Raw genomic sequence first — 20,051 nt, forward strand, 5'->3', positions numbered from 1 at the left:
GGACGACCGCTCCGTCAGGCGCCGTTCGCGGTCCGCGCGCGGAACCACACGGTGAGCTCGCGCACGGCGCGGATGCTCGCGTTCTCGTCGTCCGCCTCGAGGTCGTCGAAGGTGTCGCGGAAGCCCTCGGGAGCGGGAACGGTGGGCACGCCGATCGGCTCGTACCCCATCGTCCACTCCGTGAAGCGGCGCTCATCGATGCGCTCCGACAGCAGCACACGGACGCCCGTGTGTCGCGGGTCGCGGCGGATCTTCGTCATGAGCTCGTCGACGGCATCCTGCGGCCCCTCGAGGACCTGGAAGAAGCGGCCGCGGCGATACAGCAGCATGCCGGTGAGGTCGTGCTCGTGATTGGACCGACGGCTCCACGAGAGGAGGTCGTTCAAGCGGTCGTCGTCGAAGGGCTCGGAGGCCGCGCTGACGTACGAGACGGAGACGAGGTCGGAGCTCATGAGGCCTTCCCGCCCTCGATCGAGCGAGGAGCGGGCACACGCACCTCTCGGAGGGTGATCTCGGAATCCTGCGGGGGCTGATCGTTGGTGACCGCAGCCATGGCGGCCGTCAGGGCTTCGAAACGACCGACGAGGCGCGAACGACCGTTGTAGGCGAGGAACGTCCCGCCGGGCTGGCGGTCGATGTAACCGAGGAACACGCCACTCTTACTGCCGACGTGGAAGCCGTCTTCGACGCGAGCCCACACGACTCCGGCGCCGGGGCGGTCATGAGACACCATGGTCGCCGCTCTTTCTGCCCGGGATGGAAACGGGCGAGATCGAAAGTACCCGGCCCCTCCGACATGCAGGCGCCCTTGACAGACCGCGCCCACGGAGCACGCCCCGGCCGCGCGATAGGCGGGGAGCCCCTTCTCCTCAGAGCAGCGCGGTGCGGATCTGCGCGGCATCGTCGGTGCCGCTCGCCTCGACGATCCGACCGCCCTCGATGCGGTACATCGCGAATGAGGCGATGTTCACGCGCCGACGGGTCGGGCCCGCGTGCGCGAACGCCCCCGTGTGCGCTCCCCCGCCCCGGAGGTGCACGGCCAGACGGTCGTCTTCGACGATCAGCTGAATGCGCTTCCACTGCCAATCGGGGAAGCCGCGCAGCAGCTCCGCCAGATCGGCGATCCACGCCTCGGCCCCCGCGGGCAGGTGCGCGCGGCGCACCGCGGGATGCAAGAATCCGCGGACGGCTTCGAGATCGTGCCGGTTGAGGGCGTCGAGGTAGTCGGCGAACCACTCGCGCGTCTCCCAGACCTCCACTCCCCCATTATCGGCGGGATGCCGGAGACCCGACCCGTTCGCCCGGAGCCCCGGCGATGTCGCTGAGGCGGCGGCGGCCGCGACGTCGGCTGGCCGGGGTGCCTCCCGAGCCCGTCGAGTGTCCACAACACCCGGGCGCTGCGAGAAATCGTCCGGGTGTTGTGGACAGTCGAGCGGGGGTCTTCGGCGCGGACGGCGCGGGGGCGACGCGCGCGGCGAGTCCGGCCCGAGGTGTCAGGCGTGCGGCACGCTGTGCACCGCGCTCAGCTGGTCGGCGAGACGCCGAGCCCCGCGCACCGCGATCGCGACGCTCGTCAGGGTCGGGTTCATCGTGTTGGCCGTGGGGATCAGCGCGTTGCCGCCCACGACCAGGTTGTCGAAGCCCCAGACGCGCGAGTACGGATCGGCGACCGAGGTGGCCGGGTCGGTGCCCGTGCGCATCGTCCCCATGAAGTGCAGGCTCGAGCCGAACGGCAGCAGGCGCGGCTCGGCGATGAAGGTTCCGAGCGCGCTCCCCGCCCGGCGCAGCCGCGCGGTGGCCTCGTCGATCTCGCGCTCCTCGTCGGCGTCGAGCGCGTAGTCGATCGTGAAGTTGGGGAGACCGCGGTAATCGAGTTCGTCGTCGCTGAAGGTCGCTCCGTCCTCGACCCGGGGGACCTTGCGCACGCCGTAGCCCATGTTCACGTACCCCCAGCGGTTGCCCGCGGCCGGGTGGTCGGTCGGCAGGGGAAACGGCGGGGTCTCGGCGTACATGATCTGAGCCGAGTACGGGTGGTCGGGCTCCGAGAAGGGGATGCGGTTGACCGCCGCGACCGGATCGGTGGGGTTCTTGGCTCGCCGCGCCAGCTCGCTGCGCAGCTCGTCGTCTGAGACGAGCTCGGCCATGCGGTCTCCGTCGAGCGCGACCGTGCTGATGACGACGTGATGCTCGGTGAGGTAACGGCCGAGGGCGGCGGGACGGATGCCGGAGGCGAAGAGCAACTGCGGCGATCGGAACGCGTCGGCCGCGACCACGACGGCATCCGCTTCGACGAACGTCTGCTCCCGGGTTCGCAGATCCTCGACGACGAGCCCGCGCACGTGCGCTCCGTCGTGCTCGATGCGGCGGACGAGCGTGAGATCGCGCAACTCGAAACGGGCCGCGGTGTCGGTGCCCTCGTCGAGGAGCGGTCCGAGAACCGTGTCGGCACCGGCCCACCGCATCGTGCCGTCGGGCTGGGGATCGCCCGCGACGGGCAGGGTGCTCACGCCGTACCCCTCGGGCAGCTCGTCGCCGAACTCACGCGAGAGGAGTTCGCGGATCGCGGCCCCCACGGGCGAGTCCGAGAACGCGGCGCTCTGCTTGTGCAGCAGCCCCTCGGCGGTGGAGATGAGATCCTCCCATTCGTCGTCGGGGATGAAGCCGAGTTTCTCGGTGAAGGCGGGGCGCGGGATCGCACAGGTCCAGTGGGCCCCCTGGCCGCCGACGTTCGTCGCGGCTGCGGCTGCCGGGAAGCTCGCGGCGTGGGCTGAACCCTCGCCGCCGAAGTCCAGCAGGTGCGTGCCCTGGCGCGCGGTGAACATCCCCTCGACGACCGCCCCCGCCGGGATCCCGAGCGACGCGCGGAACTCCCCGGCCTGGGGCCCCTGAGAGCGCTCACGAGCGCGCGCCTTCTCGTCGGGGTCGACGATGTTGCGGACGCTCTCGCCGGGACGTTCGGTGACCTGCGGGCCCGCCTCGAACATGACGACGCGGGCGCCGGGGAGCGCCTCCAGCAGCAGACGCGCATAGGCGGAGCCGATCGGGCCGCTACCGACGATCGCGACGGTGGGGGTGCCGCTCATGATTTCTCCTTCGTGCTTCACAGCGAGGGGCGGGTACTCAGGCAGGTTGGCGGTCGACCGGCTCGGCGACCGCCGGCGCCATCTCGTCCGACAGGCGCTCCGCGGGCAGGAACAGTGCGACGACCACGCCGCACGCGTAGACGAGCGCGAGCCCCAGGAAGATGGGCGCGAACACGTCGTGGTAGACGAGGCCGATCTCGTCCTGGACGGCTCCGGGGGTCGATCGCACCACCGCAGGTGTGAGGGTGGCGGCATCCAATCCCGCCGGAAGAGCGGCCGCGACCGAGAAGCCGATCACGCCTCCGACGAGCGCGGTTCCGACGGCGGCCCCGACCTGGCGCACGAGGTTCGTCGTCGCGGTGACCGCCCCGAGGTCGTCGAGAGACGCCGCGTTCTGCACGACCGCGAAGATCAGATTCGTGAAGGCCCCCGTGCCGATGCCGACCGCGGCCATGACCGCCATCGGCGCCCACAGCGGCACGCCCGCGGGAAGCACGGCCATCGTGAGCAGGCCGACCGCGGCGAGCGCGGTGCCCGCCACCGGGTAGAGCCGGTATCGACCCGACCGGCTGACGAGCCACCCCGTCAGCAGACTGCTGACGAGCATGCCGAGAACGGTCGCTATCGGGACGAGTCCCGAGACCGTCGCGGTGGTCCGGTACGCCATCTGCACGTAGGTCGGCATGTAGGCGACCACCGAGAACAGGCCGGCGCCGACGACGAGCGAGAGGCCGAGGCATACGAGGATCGTGCGGTTGCGCAGGATCCTCGGCGGCAGGATGGGGGCGTCGGCCCGGCGCTCGATGAGGACGAGGGCCAGGATGCCGGCAGCCGCCGCGACCGCGCACGCGATCGCCGCGGGGCGCAGGGCGTCGTCGCCGATCCACGTGACCGCGAGGATGAGAGCCAGGAGCGAGCCGGTGAACACGAGCGAGCCCGGCACGTCGAAACGGGGGTGGGCGCCGCCCGGGAGGCCCGGAACCGCCGTGAGCGCCAGGGCGAGCGCCACGACGCCCACCGGGATGTTGATCCAGAACACCCAGGGCCAACTCGCGTAGTCGGTGATGAGGCCGCCGACCACCGGACCGACGACGATCGCGACGGGGAAGGCCGCACCGATCACGGCCATGTAGCGCGGTCTCTGACGCGGGGTGGTGACCCGGGCGACGATGGTCTGCGACATGAGCTGCAGCCCGGCGGAGCCGAGCCCCTGCAAGACCCGCGCGGCGAGGAGCCAGCCGAGGTCGGGTGCGAATCCGCACGCGAGCGAAGCGACGAGGAAGAGGACCAGCGAGACGACGAAGACGCGTCTGGGGCCCAGGACGTCTCCGAGCTTGCCGAGGACGGGGAGCATCACGGTGGCGGCGAGGGTGTAGCCGACCATGATCCAGCTCATGTGCTCGAGCGCGCCGAGGTCGCCGGCGATCGTGGCCAGAGAGGTGGAGACGACCGTGTGATCGAGGGCACCGAGGAACGACACCGCGAGCAGGGCCGCGACGAGAACGCGCAAGCGCGTGGGGGAGAGAGTCATGCGTGGGGCGCCGTACGACCGGGCGATCGACGCGACCGTATGTGCCGCTCCGGCTCCCTCACCGGGCGAACGGACCCGAAGGGCCCCGACGTCGTGCCCATCATAGCCCACTTATGTCGAAAATCAACATTAGAGCAGGGCGCGACTGAGCACCGTGGCGGCGCCGGAGAGCGCCTGCCCACCGTCGACACCGATCTCGGCTCCGGTGATGAAAGCCGCGGCATCCGAGAGCAGGAAAACCACGACCCCCGCGAGCTCGTCGACCTCGCCCGCGCGACCGAGCGGGATGATCCGCTCGTTCGCCGCGCGGAAGGCGGGTGGAGCGCTGGCGGTCATGGCCGTGTCGACGAGTCCGGGGTGCACGAGATTGACGCGGATCCCGCGCGGCCCGAGCTCCGTCACGCACGCGTGCGTGAGGCCGCGGAGCGCCCACTTGCTCGCGGTGTACGCCGCCGTGTAGTGCCCCGTGAGTCCGGCGACCGAGCCGATGTTGACGATCGAGGAGCCGGCATCCATCGACGGCAGCAGAGCCTGGACGCCGAGCATGGCGCCCGTCACGTTCACCGCGAAGACGCGGTCCCAGTCGGCGCGCACGAGCGAGCCGATGCGGGCGCGATGGGTGATGCCCGCGTTGTTGACGAGACCGCGCACCCGGCGGCCCTCCAGTGAGGCGGCGAGCGCAGCCCAGCCCGCCTCGGACGACACGTCGAGACGGCGGTAGGCGATCGACCCCTCGGGGGCTGCCGCGAGAAGGTCGGCGGCCCCGTCGGCCAGGTCGACCGCGACGACCTCGGCACCCTGGCGGGCGAGGGCGAGGGCTTCGGCCGCCCCCTGGCCGCCCGCCGCGCCCGTGACGACGAAGAGGTTGCCGGTGACGCCGGACGTGCTCATCGCGACCGTGCCCGCGACCGCTCCCGCGCCCGGGCGACGGGCGGGGCCGCTACCCGCTCCCCCACGACGTTGACGACCTCGCCGACGCCCTCGATCGCCAGGCGCACCTCATCGCCCGGTTCGAGCGGGCGCGGGTCGAGGCCGCCGCGACGACCCCACAGCTCGCCGAGACAGCCGCCGTTGCCGACGGTCCCCGAGCCGAGCACGTCGCCCGGCACGACCACGGAATTGCGCGCGGCGTAGGCCACGAGCTCGGCGAACGGCCAGCCCATGTTCGACACGAGGTCGTGGCCGATCAGCTCGCCGTTGACGAACAGCTCCGCGCGCACGGCGAGGAAGCCGTCTTCGTCGACGAAGGGCTCCATCTCATCGGCCGTGACGATCCACGGCCCGAGGGTCATGGCGAAGTCCTTGCCCTTGGCGGGCCCCAGGCGCACCTTCATCTCGCGGGACTGCAGGTCGCGCGCCGACCAGTCGTTCATCACGGTGTAGCCGAAGATATGGGATGCCGCCGTCGCGGCATCCAGGTTCTCGCCGTCGGAACCCGGCACCGCTCCGATCACGACCGCCAGCTCGAGCTCGACGTCGAGGCGCTGTGTCTCGGGGATCGCGATGACGTCCCCCGTCGCCCGCACGGTGTGCGGGTTGGTGAAGTAGAACGTCGGCGCCTCGTACCACTCGGGCACGACCTCGCTCCTGCCGTCGACCGAGGCGCTCACGCCCTCGACGTGCTCCTCGAAGGCCACGAAATCGCGTATCGAGGCCGGCACGAGAGGGGCGAGCAGGTGCACCTCGGACAGCGACCTCGCGGCGGCGCGATCCCGACGTTCGAAGAGCGCCGACACCACCGACAGCCCCTGCGCCAAGACCTCGGCGACCCGCAGTCCGTCCGGGAACGGCACGACCGCGTCACCGTCGACGAAGCCCTCGCCCACGTCGGCGCCGTCTGTCCAGCGCGCGATCCTCACGCGTGCACCCGCGTGCGCAGCAGTTCGGCGGCGTTCCCGCCCAGGATGCCGGTCGTGTCGGCATCCGTCAGCCCCGCCCCGCGTACGAAGGCGACGGGCTCGTCCAGGCCCATGTCGAAGGGGAAGTCGCTCCCCAGCAGTACCCGGTCCGCTCCCGCCGCCTCGACGAGCCAGCGCAGCGCCCGCTCGTCGTGCACGACGGTGTCGAACCAGATCTTCGAAAGGTACGTCGACGGCGCATGCGCGCAGCCGTGCGCCTCGGGGCGCACCCTCCAGGCCCGGTCGCTCCGCCCGATCGCGGTCGGCAGATATCCGCCCCCGTGCGCGGCGATCAGACGGAGTCCCGGATGCCGGTCCAGCACGCCCGCGAAGATCAGGTGCGACAACGCGACGGCGTTCTCGGTGGGCTGGCCGACCGTGTTGGAGAGGTAGAACCGGTCGAGCCGCTCGTCGAGTGAGCAGCCGAAGGGGTGGAGGAACACCACGGCACGCAATTCGGCCGCCCGCGCCCAGAAGGGCTCGAGACGCTCGTCGCTGAGTTCGACCTCGCCCGCGAACGAGGAGATCTCCACGCCCGCGAGGCCCCGACCGAGCACGGCGTCGTCGAGAGCGTCGACCACGAGGTGCGGGTGCTGCAGGGGCACGGTGCCCAAGCCCACGAGCCGGTCGGGCGCCTGCGCGACGTGCTCCGCGATGAGACGGTTCGCCTCGCCGGTCGCCCAGGTCGCGAGTCCTTCGTTCGCCCACGGGTAGAAGTGGTTCGGAGAGGGGCTTACCCATTGCCGGTCGACGCCCTGCGCGTCCATCGCGGCCAGGCGAGCCTCGACCGAGGTCAGCTTCGGGAAGCGCTCGCCGATCATGCGCCCCGAGGCCTGCAGGCTCGGCAAGCCGTTCCGGCGCAGCTCCAGGTCGGCCGCGGCCTGCACGTCCTCGGGCACCCGACGCTCGACCTCGGCGTGCAGGCCGGGCATCAGGAGGTGGGCGTGGACGTCGGTGACCTCGGGCGCACCCTGCTGCGGGACGCTCATGCGCGGGCCGCCGTCAGCTGCGCGACACCGAACATCAGGCCGCCCATGTCGGCGTCGCGGACGCCGTCGAGCTGCCACTGACCGAGCTGCACCGAGGCGTCGACGATGGCTTTCGCCCGCGCCACTCGGCGTTCGTGGAACTCGTCCCACAGCGTCTGGTCCACGGCATCCCGGTTCACGAGCAGCTCGCTGAGGACCGCCGCGTCTTCCAGTCCCTGGGCCGCGCCCTGAGCGATCGTGGGAGGGCAGCTGTGGGCGGCATCGCCGATGACGACGGCGCGACCGCGATTCCACGGGGCATCGACGAGGTGGCGCGTGAACCACGTGTAGTTGGCGTCGGCGCCGGCCTCGATGTCGGCGCGGATGTGGTTCCACGGGCCGTCGTAGGCGCGCGACTGCTCGACCATGATGCGCCGCGCCTCCTCGGGCGAGGCGCTCGAGCGGTCCTGCGCCGCCTCGACGAGGAACGCATACATGGTGTCGTCACCCGTGGGGGTGTAGCCCGCGATGTACATCGGCCCGCCGTAGTACAGCTCGCTGCGGTCGACCTCGGGAGGCAGCGAGACGAACGTGCGCCAGATTCCCATGCCCGTCTGCTCGGGAGAGACGTGGATGCCGATCATCTCGCGCACCGCCGAGTGCAGGCCATCGGCGCCGACGAGCACATCGAAGGTGCCCGTGGGCAGACCGTCGACCTCGACGGCGACGGCGTCGTCGGTCTGCGAGACGCCCGTCACACGGGTGCCGAAGTGCACGCGCGCGCCGGAGCGCTCGGCCTCGGCGAGCAGGATGCGGGCGAGGTCGGGGCGGGACATGCCCATGGTGGAGGGGTAGTCGGGGCCTCCGGTCTTGAGGTCGGGGAGAGCCGCGACGACGGGCGCCCCGGGGCCGGGGGCGCGGAGGTTCAAGCCCTCGAATGCCTTTCCGGCGGCGGCGATCTCGTCCCAGACGCCGAGCTCGTCGAAAACGCGCAGGGCGTTGCCCTGCAGCGTGATGCCCGAGCCGTGCGTGGACAGCGCGGGCTGGGCGTCGTAGAGGTCGACCTCGACACCGGCCTTGGCGAGGAAGATGGCGGTGGCAAGGCCGGCGACGCCGGCTCCGGCGATCGCGACTTTCTGAACGGCGGTCATGTCAGAACCTCTCTGTTCTGGGACGGGTGAAGGAATTACAGCAGAGCGACGGGGTTCACCGGCGACCCGACGGCCCCGGTGATCGGCAACGGCGGGGCCGAGAGCAGGAACTGCCACCGACCCGCGGCCGCGCAGTGCGAGGCGAGCGCGTCGAGGTTCCACATCTCGCCGATCGTCAGACCCATGTTCGGGATCACGACCTGGTGCAGCGGTTGGAAGGCCGGCACGTCGAACTCGTTCGGACGCACCTCGAAGCCCCAGGTGTCGGTCGCGATCGCGGCGATCTCGGTGCGGTGCAGCCACCCGGCCGTGGTGAGCGAGAGTCCCGGTGCGGGGCCGCCCGCGTAGTCGCCCCAGCCCTCGCGGTGCGCGCGCGTGTAGTGGCCGGTGCGCACGAGCACGATGTCGCCTCGCTCGATCTCGACGCCCTCGGCGTCGGCGCAGGCCTCGAGGTCACCGACCGTGATCGCGTAGCCGTCAGCGAGTTCTCGGGTGTCGGGGGCGAGGTGACGGCCCAGGTCCAGCAGGACGCCCCGCGAGACGATCACGTCGGCCGCGTGTTCGATGCCGGTGACGAGATCGCCGTCGCTCGTGACGACGTCGCCCGCCCGGCGCCCGTTCCAGGCGTACCCGTGGTCGAAGATGTGACCGAGGCCGTCCCACTGCGTCGAGCACTGCAGGGGCATGGCGATGACGTCGTCGGCGCCGCCGATGCCGTGTGGGAAGCCCTGGTTGCCTCGCTCGGCATCCGTGCCCGTGTCGGTCATCGTGTGCACCGGGTTGGTGCGCCGGCGCCAGCCCTTCTGCGGCCCGTCGGTGTCGAAGCGCTGCGAGAGCGAGATCGAGACGCCGTCGCGCACGAGGGCCGCGGCCCGGCGACGCTTGTCGGCGTCGATGAAGTTGAGCGTGCCGAGCACGTCGTCCTCGCCCCAGCGGCCCCAGTTGCGGAACGCCTCGGCGCGCGCGGCGATCTCGGTCTCGGGATTCTGCCGGTCGAGGTCGGCCGGGTCCTCGGACGGGAGGGCCCCCGGAGCCGCGCCCGGTCGTCGCGCCGCGTCCGGTCCCTGAGCTGGTCGGAGGGTCACGACGCCGCCTCCCCCACGCACCGCACGACCTGCGTACCGAGCGCGCCGATGGTGCCCGTCATCACGTCGCCGTCGCGCAGGAACCTCTTCCAGTGCTGACCGTTGCCGGCGGGGCTGCCGGTCAGCAGCAGGTCGCCCGGGAGCAGGGGGTGCGTCTGCGAGGCCGCCGAGACGAGCGCCGGGACGTCGAAGAGAAGGTCGGAGGTGTTGGCATCCTGCATCACCTGCCCGTTCAGTTCGAGACGTACGTCGGTGTCGGCCGGGTCGACGAAACGCGCGGGCACGAGCAGAGGCCCGGTCGGCAGGAACCCGGGGGCGTTCTTCGCCCGGTACCAGTCCGTGCCGATCTCCTTCATGTCCTTTCGGAACACGAGATCGCGCGTCGTGATGTCGTTGACGATCGTGTACCCGGCGACGTGATCGAGAGCGTCCTCGCGCGAGACGCGGAACGCCTCGCGGCCGATCACGACGGCGAGCTCGAGCTCCCAGTCATGCACCTCGCTGTAGGCGGGAAGCACGAGCGGCACGTCGTCGCCGACGACGCACGCGGTGAGCCCGATGAAGAAGTACGGCTCGCCGCTGCGGGCGCGCTCGTCCATCATCTCGGCGGCGAAGGAGTGCGCCTCTTCGGGCGTGCGGTCGGTGTTCTGCGTCAGGCCCGCGGCCACGAGCTGAATGACGTGCTCGCGGTAGTTGGCGCCGGTCTGCAGCACCTGCCGCGGCTCGACGGGCGCCGTGAGAGTGACAGTCGAAAGCGGATGCCACTCCCCCGGCGCTTCGGTCAGGCCTTCGATTCGATCCCAGTCGGGGTCGGCGAGGAACGCGTTCAGACCGCCTCCCAGCTCGGCGTCGCTGAGCGGGCGGATGCGGTCGCCGACCACGAGGCCGACGCGCACGGCATCCCCGTCTCGGAAGCGCGCGAGCGCGAACGGTGCAGTCGTCATGATGGTTCTCACTTTCCCCGACCGGGATCGACCCTCAGCCCCGACCCTCGACGGCGTAGGGGTTGAGCAGGGCGTCCTTGATCTCGTCGGGCACGCCCTCTTCGGTGGCGCTGGGGCCGTCGGCCGGCGGGAACGACTCGGTCATCGACATGGGCATGCGGCCGTTGCGGTAGAAGTTGTTCGACCCCTGCGACGGCTTCCAGGTGTTGGCCTCCCAGTCGGGCACGTAGTTGCGGTAGCCGCCGGTGTTCAGCTCGATGCGCAGGCTCGAGGGCTCGCGGTAGTAGAGGAACGTCTGCTCGCCGATCCCGTGAATGTTGGGGCCGTACTCGATGGGGATGCCGTTCTCCATGAGCGTGTCGGCCGCGATGAGCAGTTCTTCGCGGGTGTCGACCCAGAAGGCGTAGTGGTTGATGCGGCCGGCGCGACTCGAGCCGTCGAGCACGACGCCGAGGTCGTGCGACTTCTCGTTGGTCGTGAGCACCGAGAACACCGAGATGGGGGCTTCGTCGAGCACGGTGCGCGCCATGAAGCGGAACCCGAGCGTGTCGACGTACCACTGCACGAACGCGTCGACGTCCTGCGTGGCGACGGTGACGTGGTCGAGCTGGCGCGGGGCTCCGGCGACGGGGCTGCGCTTCTCGGGGCGGTCGGGGAAGATCGAAGCCGTGTGCGGCTCGGCGCGGTGACGCTCGACGTCCCAGTGCAGGGTCATGTTGTGGCCGAACGGCCCGGTGAAGCGGAAGGCGCGGCCGATGCCGCGGCCCTCGAACCACTCGCCCTCGATACCGGCGGCCTGCACGCGCTTCGCGGCCTCCTCGAGGGCCTCGGCCGACGAGGTCCGCCACGCCATGGTCTCGAGCGAGGGCTCGTCGCCCTGGGCGACGACGACGGAGTACGCGTAGTAGTCGCCCCAGCAGCGGAGGTAGACACGGCCGTCTTCGCGGGCGACCTCGGTCAGCCCCACCTGATTGACGTAGAAGTCCACCGAGGCCTCGACATCAGGAGTCGTGATCGCGACGAACGACAGATGAGAGAGAAGCTTGATCATCTTCGATCCTTTCGGTGAATCGGGTCGTTCCGACTCTTCTTCCACTATCCGACCGAAGTCGATATCAGGGAATCCGATTCTGTGGATGCCGGGCATCGGCGTGAGTTATCCGCTGCTGTAGCGAGCGCGGACGGCTGGGGTGCCCTTCCGCGGACAGTCGGCCCCGCGTCCCACTTATGACGGTGCATGTCCCAGTTGTGGTCACTTGCGGAGCCGGCAACCGACCAAAAGTGGGACATGCTCCGGCGGGAGCGGGACATGACAGGCTCCGGCGGGAGCGGTCGCGCTCATCCGAGGAAGTGCGAGATGGCGGCATCGTCGGCCACCAGCTCCGCGAGGTCGCTCAGCGCCGTGCCCGACTCGACGGCCTCCAGAACCCGGCGTAGCGCGAGACGCTCGGGGGATTCCCGCCGAACGGGCCGGATGCAGCGACCGTCCTCGTCATCGAAGGCCACCTCGCACAGCGGCGATGTGCTGTCGACGCGCACCTCGACCCGTCGCGGCCCGAGCGCCGTGGCGACCAGAGCGCCGCCCACCCCGCCGCCGATCGCGCGGGTGACACTCAGGCCGACGCCGTCCGGACCGCGCAGGGACATCGTCGTCGCCGCCGCTGTGTCGGCGCGACCGACGACGCTCAGCGGGCCGCCGGCGAGCACCCGCGCCCACCCGATCGCGTCGCGGAGGAGGGCCGTGGCATCCGTTCGCCCTCCCCACGCGTCGACCACGATGTGACGAGGGGCGACCGCCTGCGCCGTCGCGTCGGCGAAGACGTCGGGCCGCAGGCGTCGACGGACGACCGCGACCGGAACGCCGATCACCCAGAGCCGCCCGAGGACGGCGGCCGGCAGCGGCTCGGGCTCGTCGACGATGAACGCCGCCGCATCGACCAGCCGTTCCCACCACGCGCCGCGCCCCGCGACGACGCGGACCCCGTCGACGCCGACGCCGAGTCGCACGCGGGGCGCGAGCTCGGCCACCGCGGCGCGGTAGGCGGGGATATCCGTGCGCACCTCGATCGCATTCACCGTCCGACCTCCGCTCGCTCGGCGCCATCCGGCCCGGCCTCCTCGCGCACCGCCCCCGCCCGAACGGCCGCGGCCGCTCCGTCGGCGATCGCCAGCACGAAGACCGCGTCCGCGCGCAACTCGTCGTACTCCATCGCGGCCTCTCCGCGCAGCAGCGCGGCGAGCGCGCGCCACTCCACCTCGTAGCCGTCGCGACGGTCGATCGGGTATACCGTGTGCACCCCCTGGGCATCGCGAACCGTCGTGCGCGCCCCGCCGACGTGCACGAACGGCGGGGGGAATTCGACCTCGACTCGGGCACCCGCGGTGACGACGCTGACGCGCCAGAGCGAATCGGCACCCTCGGGGAGCATCACGGTCGTGAACCGGACGAGCGCGCCGTTCGCTCGCAGCGCCAGATCGAACCCCACGGGCGCCACCGGCCGGGCCCACACCAGGTCGGGCGCGGCCGGCACGAGGTCGCGGACGAGCGGCAGGTCGTGCACCCCGAGCCCGGCCACGAGCTGTCGCACGATCGCCGCGCTCTGCTCGGGATCGTCGAGGTCGAGCGGCGGGCGGTGCACGGGCGCACCAGCGGGAAGCGGCTCGCCCATCGTCACCGCGTGATACCGGTCGTTCGGCGACAGGCAGAGCGTCACCGTCACCGCCGCGATCCGCCCGTCGAGCGCACTCAGGTGGTGCGTCGCCCGCGTCCATGCAGGGTCGAAGAGGTGGTTCGTGCCGACGACGAGCAGCGCACCGACCGCGGCGCACTCGGCGACGAGACGGTCGGCCTCGTCGGCGGTGTCGGCCAGGGGCTTCTCGCAGAAGATCGCCCGTCGCCCCGCAGCCAGAGCAGCACGCACGTGCTCGGTGTGCCGTGCGGGCGGGCTGCAGATCGCCACGACGTCGACCTCGGGATCGGCGAGCAGCTCTTCGACCCCCGACGACGCCCGCGCTCCGAAGCGCTCCGCGATCAGGGCGGCTCGACCGCTACCCGCGTCGCTGACGTGGACGAGCCGGAAGTCACCGTCGGTGCGGGCGAGGGTGGGGGCGTGCAGAGCCGCCACTCCCGGCCCCGCGCCGATGATGCCCACGCCCCACGTCATCCTGGCCCCCTCGCCACTTCGGTGTGAATCACGCTGAAGTTAGAGACAAATGAACCATAGATCTCGCGTTTCCGGCAGTGGGCGGCTTGTCCTGTGTGAGGATCGACCCATGGCGAACGTGTCCACCCTCCGCTTCGGCGCACAGACCGACGAAGTCACGAGCCTGTTGCGCATCGTCAACATGGTGCGATCGGGCGACGCGGTCACCCGACCCGAGATCGGCCGCGTGACCGGGCTCGGTCGAGGAGTCGTCGCGCAGCGCGTTGACCGGGCCGTCGAGATGGGCTTCCTCGAAGATGCGGAATACGCCCCGTCGTCGGGCGGACGTGCTCCGCGCACCCTGCGCTTCCGCGCCGAGCGGGGGCGCATCGTCGTCTGCGCCCTGGGCGGCCAGCACATCCACGTCGGCGTGACCGATCTCGACGGCACGATCCTCGACGAGGCCCACCGCGCCTGGAACATCGCCAGCGGCCCCGAAGAGACCCTCGACACGGCGACCGCCATGGTCGACGACCTGCTCGCGTCCGGTGACGGGACCCCCGTCTGGGCCATCGTGGTCGGCCTCCCCGGCCCCGTCGACTTCGAGACCGGAAGACCGGTCGCCCCGCCGATCATGCCCGGATGGAACGGCTTCGACGTGCGCGGGGCGTTCGAGCAGCGCTACGGCGCGCCCGTCTGGGTCGACAACGACGTCAACCTGCTCGCCGCCGGCGAGCGCGCGCGGCATCGCGACGAGGGCATCGATCTGATCTACTGCAAGGTCGGCACGGGCATCGGCGCGGGCCTCGTCTCGCACGGACGCCTGCACCGCGGCGCGAACGGCGCAGCGGGCGACATGGGCCACGTGCGCGTCCCCGGCGCCGAGCAGGTGTGCCGGTGCGGCAAGATCGGATGCCTCGAGGCCGTGGCCGGCGGGTGGGCCCTCGTGCGTGACGCGCACGAGGCGATCGAGCGGGGCGCCACCGGCGTCCTCGCCGACAGTGCGGCATCCGGGACCGACCTCACTCTCGAGAGCATCACTATTGCGGCCACCCGGGGCGACGCCCTGGCCACCTCCCTCGTGCAGACTTCGGCTCGACAGGTCGGCGAGGCGATCGCCGCCCTCGTGAACATGTTCAACCCGAGTCTCATCGTCATCGGTGGAGCCGTCGCCTCGACAGGCGAGCTGTTCCTCGCCGAGGTCCGCCACCGCGTCTACGAGCTCTCGCTCCCGCTCGCCACACGCGATCTGGTCATCCGCACCAGCGAGAGCGACGCCCGCGAACCGGTGCGCGGCGGCGTCGACCTCGCCCAGGAGCAGCTGTTCGAGGTGAGCCTGCCGCGCTGGTTCGCCGACGGCCGTCCGACGGTGGCGGCGGTGCACGGCCTCTTCGACTAACTTCTTTCTATTTCCGACATTAGTCGGTAGGTTGTGTGCGGAAGCGCTTCGTCCGAGGCGCCGCGACACGAGGACGTGTGCCCGCCATGACCCTTTCGGCTCTCCGCGACGATGCCCTGCGCGGCGTCGACGGCGCGACCCGACTGCGCCTCTCGCTGCCGTGGATCCGCTCGCTGCCCCTGTCGAGTCTGCTCGACCCGATCGTGCAGCTCGACGGCAGGGAGTTCGAGCCCGCGATCATCCTCGGCGAGCGTCGCCTCTCCCCCGATGCCCTGCCGGAGGAGGACGGCTGGTGGTACCTCCAAGACCGCGTCGTCCTCGAGATCCCGGATGCCGTGAGCCCCGGCATCCATCAGGTCTCGGTCTCGTTCCGCCTGGAGATCCCCTACCTGCCCGGCGGGCCCGATGCACCCCTGCGCCTGCCCTTCGCGTTCACCCGCACGCTCGACACGGACGCCGTCGCCGCCGGTGTCGCGCGTGCCGTCGGAGGGACCACATGAGCCTCCCCGTCGGCTGGCAGCTCACCGCCAGCGCCTTCAACCTCACCCCCGAGGTGATCCGCGCCGAGCGGACCGCCCCCGACCTCGCCCTCACCTTGGTCGAGCGGGGCGTGGCCACGGGCATCGAGATCGAGCTCGGCCAGATGTGGCGCGGGTTCCCCGACCCTCCGCACCCCGACGCCCGCGCCTTCCGCGACCAGCTCGCCGCGGCGGGCGGACGCGTCAGCATCGTGGGCGTCAGCATCGACGAGTTCGACCGCGGCCGTCGACGCGCGGATGCCGGGCGCCGGGCGTTCCTCGAGCCGCAGCTGCGCGCCGCAGCCGCGGTCGGCGCCACGGGCGTCCGTCTGCCGATCGGGCAGGCCGGGGCCATCCTCGACGATCTCGTCCCCCTGCTCGAAGAGCTCGACCTCGTGCTCTACGAGGAGGCGCAGGGCCACGAGACGCCCACCGCGCGCCCGGCGGCCTATGACCGGATCGCCCAGCTCGACACCCCGCACGTGCGGCTGCTGCTCGACATCAGCATGCTCATGCCCGCGCTCCCCGTGACCTACCTCGATCGGCTCGAGCGCGGTGGCATCCGCCCCGATCTGCTCCGACGACTGCGCGACGAGTGGCGCGACCCCGCGACCCAGGACGCGGTCGTCGACCTCCTGCGCTCCGGGCAGGTGCCCGGGCCCGTGCACACCCTCTTCATGAACCTGCTCGTGCGCTTCGGACGCGCGCGGGCTTCCGATCTGGCATCCGTCCTCCCTCTTCTCGGCGCCGTGCACCTGAAGTTCTGGGACCTCGACGACGCCGACGACCGGATCTCCGACCCCCTTCGCGACGTGGGCGCCGCCCTCGCCGCGACGGGCTTCACCGGCACGCTCTGCAGCGAGTGGGGCGGCCAGGAGTGGCTCGACGACGACCCGTGGGAGATGACGTCGCGTCATCTCTCGTTGGCCGCCGGCGCCCTCTCCGACCGTCACCCATCCGCATCCCTTCAGAGAGCGAGCACGCAATGATCGACCGACCCATCAAGTGGAGCTACATGGACCACTGGCGGGCCCAGGGCCCCGCCGGCCCCTACGACCAGTGGCAGTCCAAGCTGGCGATGAAGCGCTTCCTGCAGCAGGTCGCCGCCGTCGGCTTCGACGCGATCGACACCTTCGACTTCCGCATCTGGCAGATCTTCGAGCAGTACGGCTCGGTGGCGAACTACCAGGAGTTCGTGCAGGAGCAGGGCCTCGAGCGCATCGTCAACACGTTCCACGGCGTGTACTACTCACCCGATCGCTACGCCCCCGAAGTGCCGGCGACCCACGGCACGATTCTCGAAGACTTCCAGCGCACGCTCGACATGTGGTCGGGCATCCAGCTCGACAACATCATCGTCATGCCCGGATCCCGCTACTTCGACGAGGCCGGCGTGCCCGACGACGGGCTCAAGCACGCGGCCGACATCTGGGGCAAGGTCGGCGAGCTCACGCAGCAGTACGGCGTCAACCTCACCTGCCACCACGAGTTCTACGCCGGCATCCGCACGCGTGATCAGATCGACCGCTTCTATTCGTACGCCGATCCCCGCTACGTGAAGTTCTTCGTCGACACCGCCCAGCACTGCATCGCCGACGTCGACCCGGTCGACGTATACGAGAAGCACCACGAGCGCGTGACGGGCTTCCACTTCAAGGACACCCGCCACAAAGACGTCAACGACGACTATCGGATGTTCCCGGATGCCGAGGTGTCGGCGAAGACGACCGAGAAGTGGTTCTACGAGATGGGCACCGACGAGGGGCTGGTCGACTTCGAGGCCATGATGCGCTCGGTACGCGACAACGGCTACACCGGCTGGATCAGCGTTGAGCACGACAAGGCCGACAAGCTCGGCGGCGACTACGCCGAGAGCACCGCGATCTCGCGGTGGTACGCCAAGAACGTGCTCGACGGCATCTACAACGAGGAGGTCGCGCGATGAGCGACGTGCGCTGGGCCTACGCCATCAACCAGTGGGACACCAATATCGACTCGTTCGTGCGCACGCGCGAGCACGAGAGGGCCTTCAAGACGGCATCCATCAGCGGATTCCCGGGCGTCGAGCTGACCGCCGAGAGCTTCGGCGCGTGGGAACCGCTCGGCACTCCGCAGCAGCTCGCCGACCTCTACGGCTCGGTCGAGAAGTTCGGGGAGTTCCTCTCCTCGTGCGCGATCGAGGCCGTGAGCAGCTACGTCTACGACCCCGCCGTCGGGTTCGAGGTCGAGATGGGCCGCGGGCCCGACCCGCTCGACCCCGCCTCGGTCGAGCAGATCGTCCGCACCGCCCGGTGGTTCGCCGATGCTCTTCGCCGTCTCGGGGGCAGCGTGCTGGTCGTGCGCGCGGCGCCGTCGGCATGGCAGACGGGGGCCCTGTCCGCCGAGCAGATCGACGTGCTCGCGCGCCTGTGGAACGCCGTCGGAGAAGCGATCGCGGCGGACGGCATCGCGCTGGGCCTGCACGTCGACTTCCTCTCGGCGCTGCGGCTCGACGACGGCATCTCGCGCCTCCTCGAGGCGACGGATGCCGAGAAGGTCGGCCTCGCGATCGACACCGCCGAGCTCGCGATCGCGGGCATCGACCCGGTGGCTCTCTACCGCCGCCACGCCGACCGCGTCGTGCACGTGCAGCTGAAGGACGCCCGCGAGACGGTGGACGACGCCGAGGCGTCGACACCCCACGCGGAGCAGTTCATCCGCACCGAGGGCGGCGCGCGCAAGATCCTGCGCTGGTTCTACGAGCCGAGCGACGAACGCGCGCTGGTCGACTTCGAGGGCTTCGTGGGCGCCCTGGCCGAACACGGCTACCGCGGCTGGATCGTCGTGGAGTCCGACCAGAGCCCTCACCCCGCCGAGAGCACGATGGTCGCTGGCTGGTACGTGCAGAAGGTGCTGCGGCCGATCCTGGAGGGCGCCCGCGTCGCCGGCTGACCGGCGATACCCCACCGTCCGTGGATCCCGCGCGCCAGGCGTGCCGTCAGACGGAGTTCGCCCCCGACACGCCGCCGCGCTCGGCGGCAGCGCAGCGTGTCGGTCTTGCACTTCGCCTGACGGCACCCCGCCCGGGCGCACGGCACACGGGCGGCCGCAGTCGACGACGTGCGGGGGCTCTGCGACGAGACGCGGATCGGTCTGCCGCGTGGCATCCCCCGTTCTCGCGCACCCCGCCCGACGACACGTGCGTCAGCGCGGCTCCAGCCCTGCCGCGCGGTAGATCGCGTCGACCACCCGCATCGTTCCCACACCCCGACGCGCGTCGATGAGACTCTCCGACCCGTCGCCGAGCACCACCGCGAGGTGCTCGAGCTGGCGCGCATAGCTGTTCTCGGCGGGATCGGCGGACGACTGGCGCAGCACGGTGCCCTCGGTCGCTGTGACGGTGAGCGTCGCGCCCCACTGCGGAACGATCACACTCGTCGCAAGCAGCGATGCCTCGCTGCCGTCCACGCGCACCCACATCGCGCCGGTGTCGTCACCGAGGAACGAGGCGCGAAGGAGGGCCGGGATGCCACCGGGCAGCCGCAGTTCCGCGTCGGTCTGCAGGTCGATGCGCGGGTCGGCGTCGTACGGCTGCGCGACGGCGGACACGACCTGGGGCTCTCCGAACGCCGCGCGCAGCAGGTCGACGGCATAACAGCCGACGTCCATCACGGCGCCCCCGGCGAGGTCGCCGTCGAGGCGGATGTTGCCGGGCTGGACGACGAAGTGCGGGATGCTGAAGTCGATCTCGACGAGTCTCACCTCGCCGAGAATCCCCGACGCGATGGTCTCGAGAAGGTCGCGGATGAAGCCGTGCAGGCGGAAGTGGAACCCGACGAAGGCGCGGAGCCCCGCGGCATCCGCGGCATCGGCGATGGCCGCCGCGGTGGTGCCGTTGGCCGACAGCGGTTTCTCGCACAGCACATGCTTGCCGGCCGCAAGAGCACGAGAAGCCCACTCGGCGTGCACGATCGGCGGCAGCGCCAGGTAGATCAGGTCGATCCGCGGATCGGACAGCACCGCGTCGTAGTCGCCCCAGGCGGGCACGTCGAGTCGCTCGGCGAACGTGCGTGCCCGCTCGGGGTCACGCGCGCCGATGGCGACGACCTCGACGCCGTCGACACCGTGCGCCGGCTCGACCATCGCGCGCTCGGCGATGCCGCCCGCCCCGAGTATCCCGATCCCGATCATGCCTCGTCTCCCCTCACGCATAAACGCGATCCGCGCGCATAAACGCGGTGTGCCCGTGTTTCCGCGAGCGGATCGCGTTTATGCGTGTCGTGACCCCGGCCGGCGCCCCGCTCCCGGCCCGACCCGCGCGTGAGCCGCACCCGCGAGCGGGCCACCGGCGG

Annotated in this window: 20 protein-coding genes; 5 read left to right on the forward strand and 15 right to left on the reverse strand. The window is 70.9% G+C overall.

Features of this window, described 5'->3' with window-relative positions:
- Positions 1–14 precede the first annotated feature (14 nt).
- From NE358_RS15920 to NE358_RS15985, 14 genes are all read right to left on the reverse strand, one after another.
- The gene (locus tag NE358_RS15920; RefSeq protein ID WP_289940054.1) at positions 15–452 is read right to left on the reverse strand and encodes a BLUF domain-containing protein; all 438 of its coding nucleotides are present in this window, start codon (positions 450–452) and stop codon (positions 15–17) included.
- Positions 449–733, reverse strand: coding sequence for a hypothetical protein (locus NE358_RS15925; protein ID WP_174799699.1), 285 nt, complete (start codon positions 731–733; stop codon positions 449–451). The genes NE358_RS15920 and NE358_RS15925 overlap by 4 nt, the downstream gene beginning before the upstream one ends.
- A gap of 136 nt (positions 734–869) precedes the next feature.
- Positions 870–1,259 carry an ester cyclase gene (locus tag NE358_RS15930; RefSeq protein WP_289940057.1) on the reverse strand — a complete coding sequence of 130 codons (390 nt, stop codon included), beginning with the start codon at positions 1,257–1,259 and terminating at the stop codon, positions 870–872.
- Positions 1,260–1,493: 234 nt separating this feature from the next.
- Positions 1,494–3,083 (reverse strand): GMC oxidoreductase, encoded by a 1,590-nt coding sequence (locus NE358_RS15935; RefSeq protein WP_116239544.1) that lies wholly within the window; start codon positions 3,081–3,083, stop codon positions 1,494–1,496.
- A gap of 37 nt (positions 3,084–3,120) precedes the next feature.
- Positions 3,121–4,614 (reverse strand): MDR family MFS transporter, encoded by a 1,494-nt coding sequence (locus NE358_RS15940; RefSeq protein ID WP_289940059.1) that lies wholly within the window; start codon positions 4,612–4,614, stop codon positions 3,121–3,123.
- A 129-nt stretch (positions 4,615–4,743) separates the two neighbouring features.
- The gene (locus NE358_RS15945) at positions 4,744–5,505 is read right to left on the reverse strand and encodes an SDR family NAD(P)-dependent oxidoreductase (RefSeq protein WP_289940061.1); all 762 of its coding nucleotides are present in this window, start codon (positions 5,503–5,505) and stop codon (positions 4,744–4,746) included.
- On the reverse strand, positions 5,502–6,473 hold the full coding sequence (locus NE358_RS15950) for a fumarylacetoacetate hydrolase family protein (protein WP_289940062.1): 972 nt from the start codon (positions 6,471–6,473) through the stop codon (positions 5,502–5,504). Before NE358_RS15950 ends, NE358_RS15945 begins: the two co-directional genes overlap by 4 nt.
- Positions 6,470–7,501 carry an amidohydrolase family protein gene (locus NE358_RS15955; RefSeq protein ID WP_103207843.1) on the reverse strand — a complete coding sequence of 344 codons (1,032 nt, stop codon included), beginning with the start codon at positions 7,499–7,501 and terminating at the stop codon, positions 6,470–6,472. Before NE358_RS15955 ends, NE358_RS15950 begins: the two co-directional genes overlap by 4 nt.
- Positions 7,498–8,631 (reverse strand): FAD-dependent monooxygenase, encoded by a 1,134-nt coding sequence (locus NE358_RS15960; protein WP_289940064.1) that lies wholly within the window; start codon positions 8,629–8,631, stop codon positions 7,498–7,500. Before NE358_RS15960 ends, NE358_RS15955 begins: the two co-directional genes overlap by 4 nt.
- Positions 8,632–8,666: 35 nt before the next feature.
- Positions 8,667–9,716 (reverse strand): cyclase family protein, encoded by a 1,050-nt coding sequence (locus NE358_RS15965; protein ID WP_499318067.1) that lies wholly within the window; start codon positions 9,714–9,716, stop codon positions 8,667–8,669.
- Positions 9,713–10,660 carry a fumarylacetoacetate hydrolase family protein gene (locus tag NE358_RS15970; RefSeq protein ID WP_289940065.1) on the reverse strand — a complete coding sequence of 316 codons (948 nt, stop codon included), beginning with the start codon at positions 10,658–10,660 and terminating at the stop codon, positions 9,713–9,715. Before NE358_RS15970 ends, NE358_RS15965 begins: the two co-directional genes overlap by 4 nt.
- Positions 10,661–10,694: 34 nt before the next feature.
- On the reverse strand, positions 10,695–11,711 hold the full coding sequence (locus NE358_RS15975; RefSeq protein ID WP_289940066.1) for a VOC family protein: 1,017 nt from the start codon (positions 11,709–11,711) through the stop codon (positions 10,695–10,697).
- Between the two features lie 287 nt (positions 11,712–11,998).
- Positions 11,999–12,721: a hypothetical protein gene (locus NE358_RS15980; protein WP_289940067.1), complete on the reverse strand. Its 723-nt coding sequence runs from the start codon at positions 12,719–12,721 to the stop codon at positions 11,999–12,001.
- Between the two features lie 11 nt (positions 12,722–12,732).
- Entirely contained in the window at positions 12,733–13,824 is a 1,092-nt protein-coding gene (locus NE358_RS15985; RefSeq protein WP_141378041.1) for a Gfo/Idh/MocA family protein, read from the reverse strand.
- 109 nt (positions 13,825–13,933) lie between these two features.
- Between NE358_RS15985 and NE358_RS15990 the strand changes: the two genes are divergently transcribed.
- From NE358_RS15990 to NE358_RS16010, 5 genes are all read left to right on the forward strand, one after another.
- The gene (locus NE358_RS15990) at positions 13,934–15,202 is read left to right on the forward strand and encodes an ROK family protein (RefSeq protein WP_103207830.1); all 1,269 of its coding nucleotides are present in this window, start codon (positions 13,934–13,936) and stop codon (positions 15,200–15,202) included.
- Positions 15,203–15,288: 86 nt separating this feature from the next.
- Complete coding sequence (locus tag NE358_RS15995; RefSeq protein ID WP_103207827.1) at positions 15,289–15,702, forward strand: hypothetical protein; 414 nt, start codon at positions 15,289–15,291, stop codon at positions 15,700–15,702.
- Positions 15,699–16,709 carry a restriction endonuclease subunit R gene (locus NE358_RS16000; RefSeq protein WP_289940071.1) on the forward strand — a complete coding sequence of 337 codons (1,011 nt, stop codon included), beginning with the start codon at positions 15,699–15,701 and terminating at the stop codon, positions 16,707–16,709. The genes NE358_RS15995 and NE358_RS16000 overlap by 4 nt, the downstream gene beginning before the upstream one ends.
- Positions 16,706–17,665 carry a sugar phosphate isomerase/epimerase family protein gene (locus NE358_RS16005; protein ID WP_289940072.1) on the forward strand — a complete coding sequence of 320 codons (960 nt, stop codon included), beginning with the start codon at positions 16,706–16,708 and terminating at the stop codon, positions 17,663–17,665. Before NE358_RS16000 ends, NE358_RS16005 begins: the two co-directional genes overlap by 4 nt.
- Positions 17,662–18,651, forward strand: coding sequence for a sugar phosphate isomerase/epimerase family protein (locus tag NE358_RS16010; protein WP_116239554.1), 990 nt, complete (start codon positions 17,662–17,664; stop codon positions 18,649–18,651). The genes NE358_RS16005 and NE358_RS16010 overlap by 4 nt, the downstream gene beginning before the upstream one ends.
- Before the next feature lie 252 nt (positions 18,652–18,903).
- Here the strand turns inward: NE358_RS16010 and NE358_RS16015 are convergent, their stop codons facing one another.
- The gene (locus tag NE358_RS16015) at positions 18,904–19,890 is read right to left on the reverse strand and encodes a Gfo/Idh/MocA family protein (RefSeq protein WP_289940073.1); all 987 of its coding nucleotides are present in this window, start codon (positions 19,888–19,890) and stop codon (positions 18,904–18,906) included.
- Positions 19,891–20,051: the final 161 nt, after the last annotated feature.

This window comes from Sphingomonas sp. G5 (assembly GCF_052660795.1).

Bases quoted from the DNA above. Each gene is read 5' to 3' on its own strand.
- NE358_RS15920 (WP_289940054.1), bottom strand. From the start codon at position 452: ATGAGCTCCGACCTCGTCTCCGTCTCGTACGTCAGCGCGGCCTCCGAG.
- NE358_RS15925 (WP_174799699.1), bottom strand. From the start codon at position 733: ATGGTGTCTCATGACCGCCCCGGCGCCGGAGTCGTGTGGGCTCGCGTC.
- NE358_RS15935 (WP_116239544.1), bottom strand. From the start codon at position 3,083: ATGAGCGGCACCCCCACCGTCGCGATCGTCGGTAGCGGCCCGATCGGC.
- NE358_RS15940 (WP_289940059.1), bottom strand. From the start codon at position 4,614: ATGACTCTCTCCCCCACGCGCTTGCGCGTTCTCGTCGCGGCCCTGCTC.
- NE358_RS15945 (WP_289940061.1), bottom strand. From the start codon at position 5,505: ATGAGCACGTCCGGCGTCACCGGCAACCTCTTCGTCGTCACGGGCGCG.
- NE358_RS15955 (WP_103207843.1), bottom strand. From the start codon at position 7,501: ATGAGCGTCCCGCAGCAGGGTGCGCCCGAGGTCACCGACGTCCACGCC.
- NE358_RS15960 (WP_289940064.1), bottom strand. From the start codon at position 8,631: ATGACCGCCGTTCAGAAAGTCGCGATCGCCGGAGCCGGCGTCGCCGGC.
- NE358_RS15970 (WP_289940065.1), bottom strand. From the start codon at position 10,660: ATGACGACTGCACCGTTCGCGCTCGCGCGCTTCCGAGACGGGGATGCC.
- NE358_RS15975 (WP_289940066.1), bottom strand. From the start codon at position 11,711: ATGATCAAGCTTCTCTCTCATCTGTCGTTCGTCGCGATCACGACTCCT.
- NE358_RS15985 (WP_141378041.1), bottom strand. From the start codon at position 13,824: ATGACGTGGGGCGTGGGCATCATCGGCGCGGGGCCGGGAGTGGCGGCT.
- NE358_RS15990 (WP_103207830.1), top strand. From the start codon at position 13,934: ATGGCGAACGTGTCCACCCTCCGCTTCGGCGCACAGACCGACGAAGTC.
- NE358_RS15995 (WP_103207827.1), top strand. From the start codon at position 15,289: ATGACCCTTTCGGCTCTCCGCGACGATGCCCTGCGCGGCGTCGACGGC.
- NE358_RS16000 (WP_289940071.1), top strand. From the start codon at position 15,699: ATGAGCCTCCCCGTCGGCTGGCAGCTCACCGCCAGCGCCTTCAACCTC.
- NE358_RS16005 (WP_289940072.1), top strand. From the start codon at position 16,706: ATGATCGACCGACCCATCAAGTGGAGCTACATGGACCACTGGCGGGCC.
- NE358_RS16010 (WP_116239554.1), top strand. From the start codon at position 17,662: ATGAGCGACGTGCGCTGGGCCTACGCCATCAACCAGTGGGACACCAAT.
- NE358_RS16015 (WP_289940073.1), bottom strand. From the start codon at position 19,890: ATGATCGGGATCGGGATACTCGGGGCGGGCGGCATCGCCGAGCGCGCG.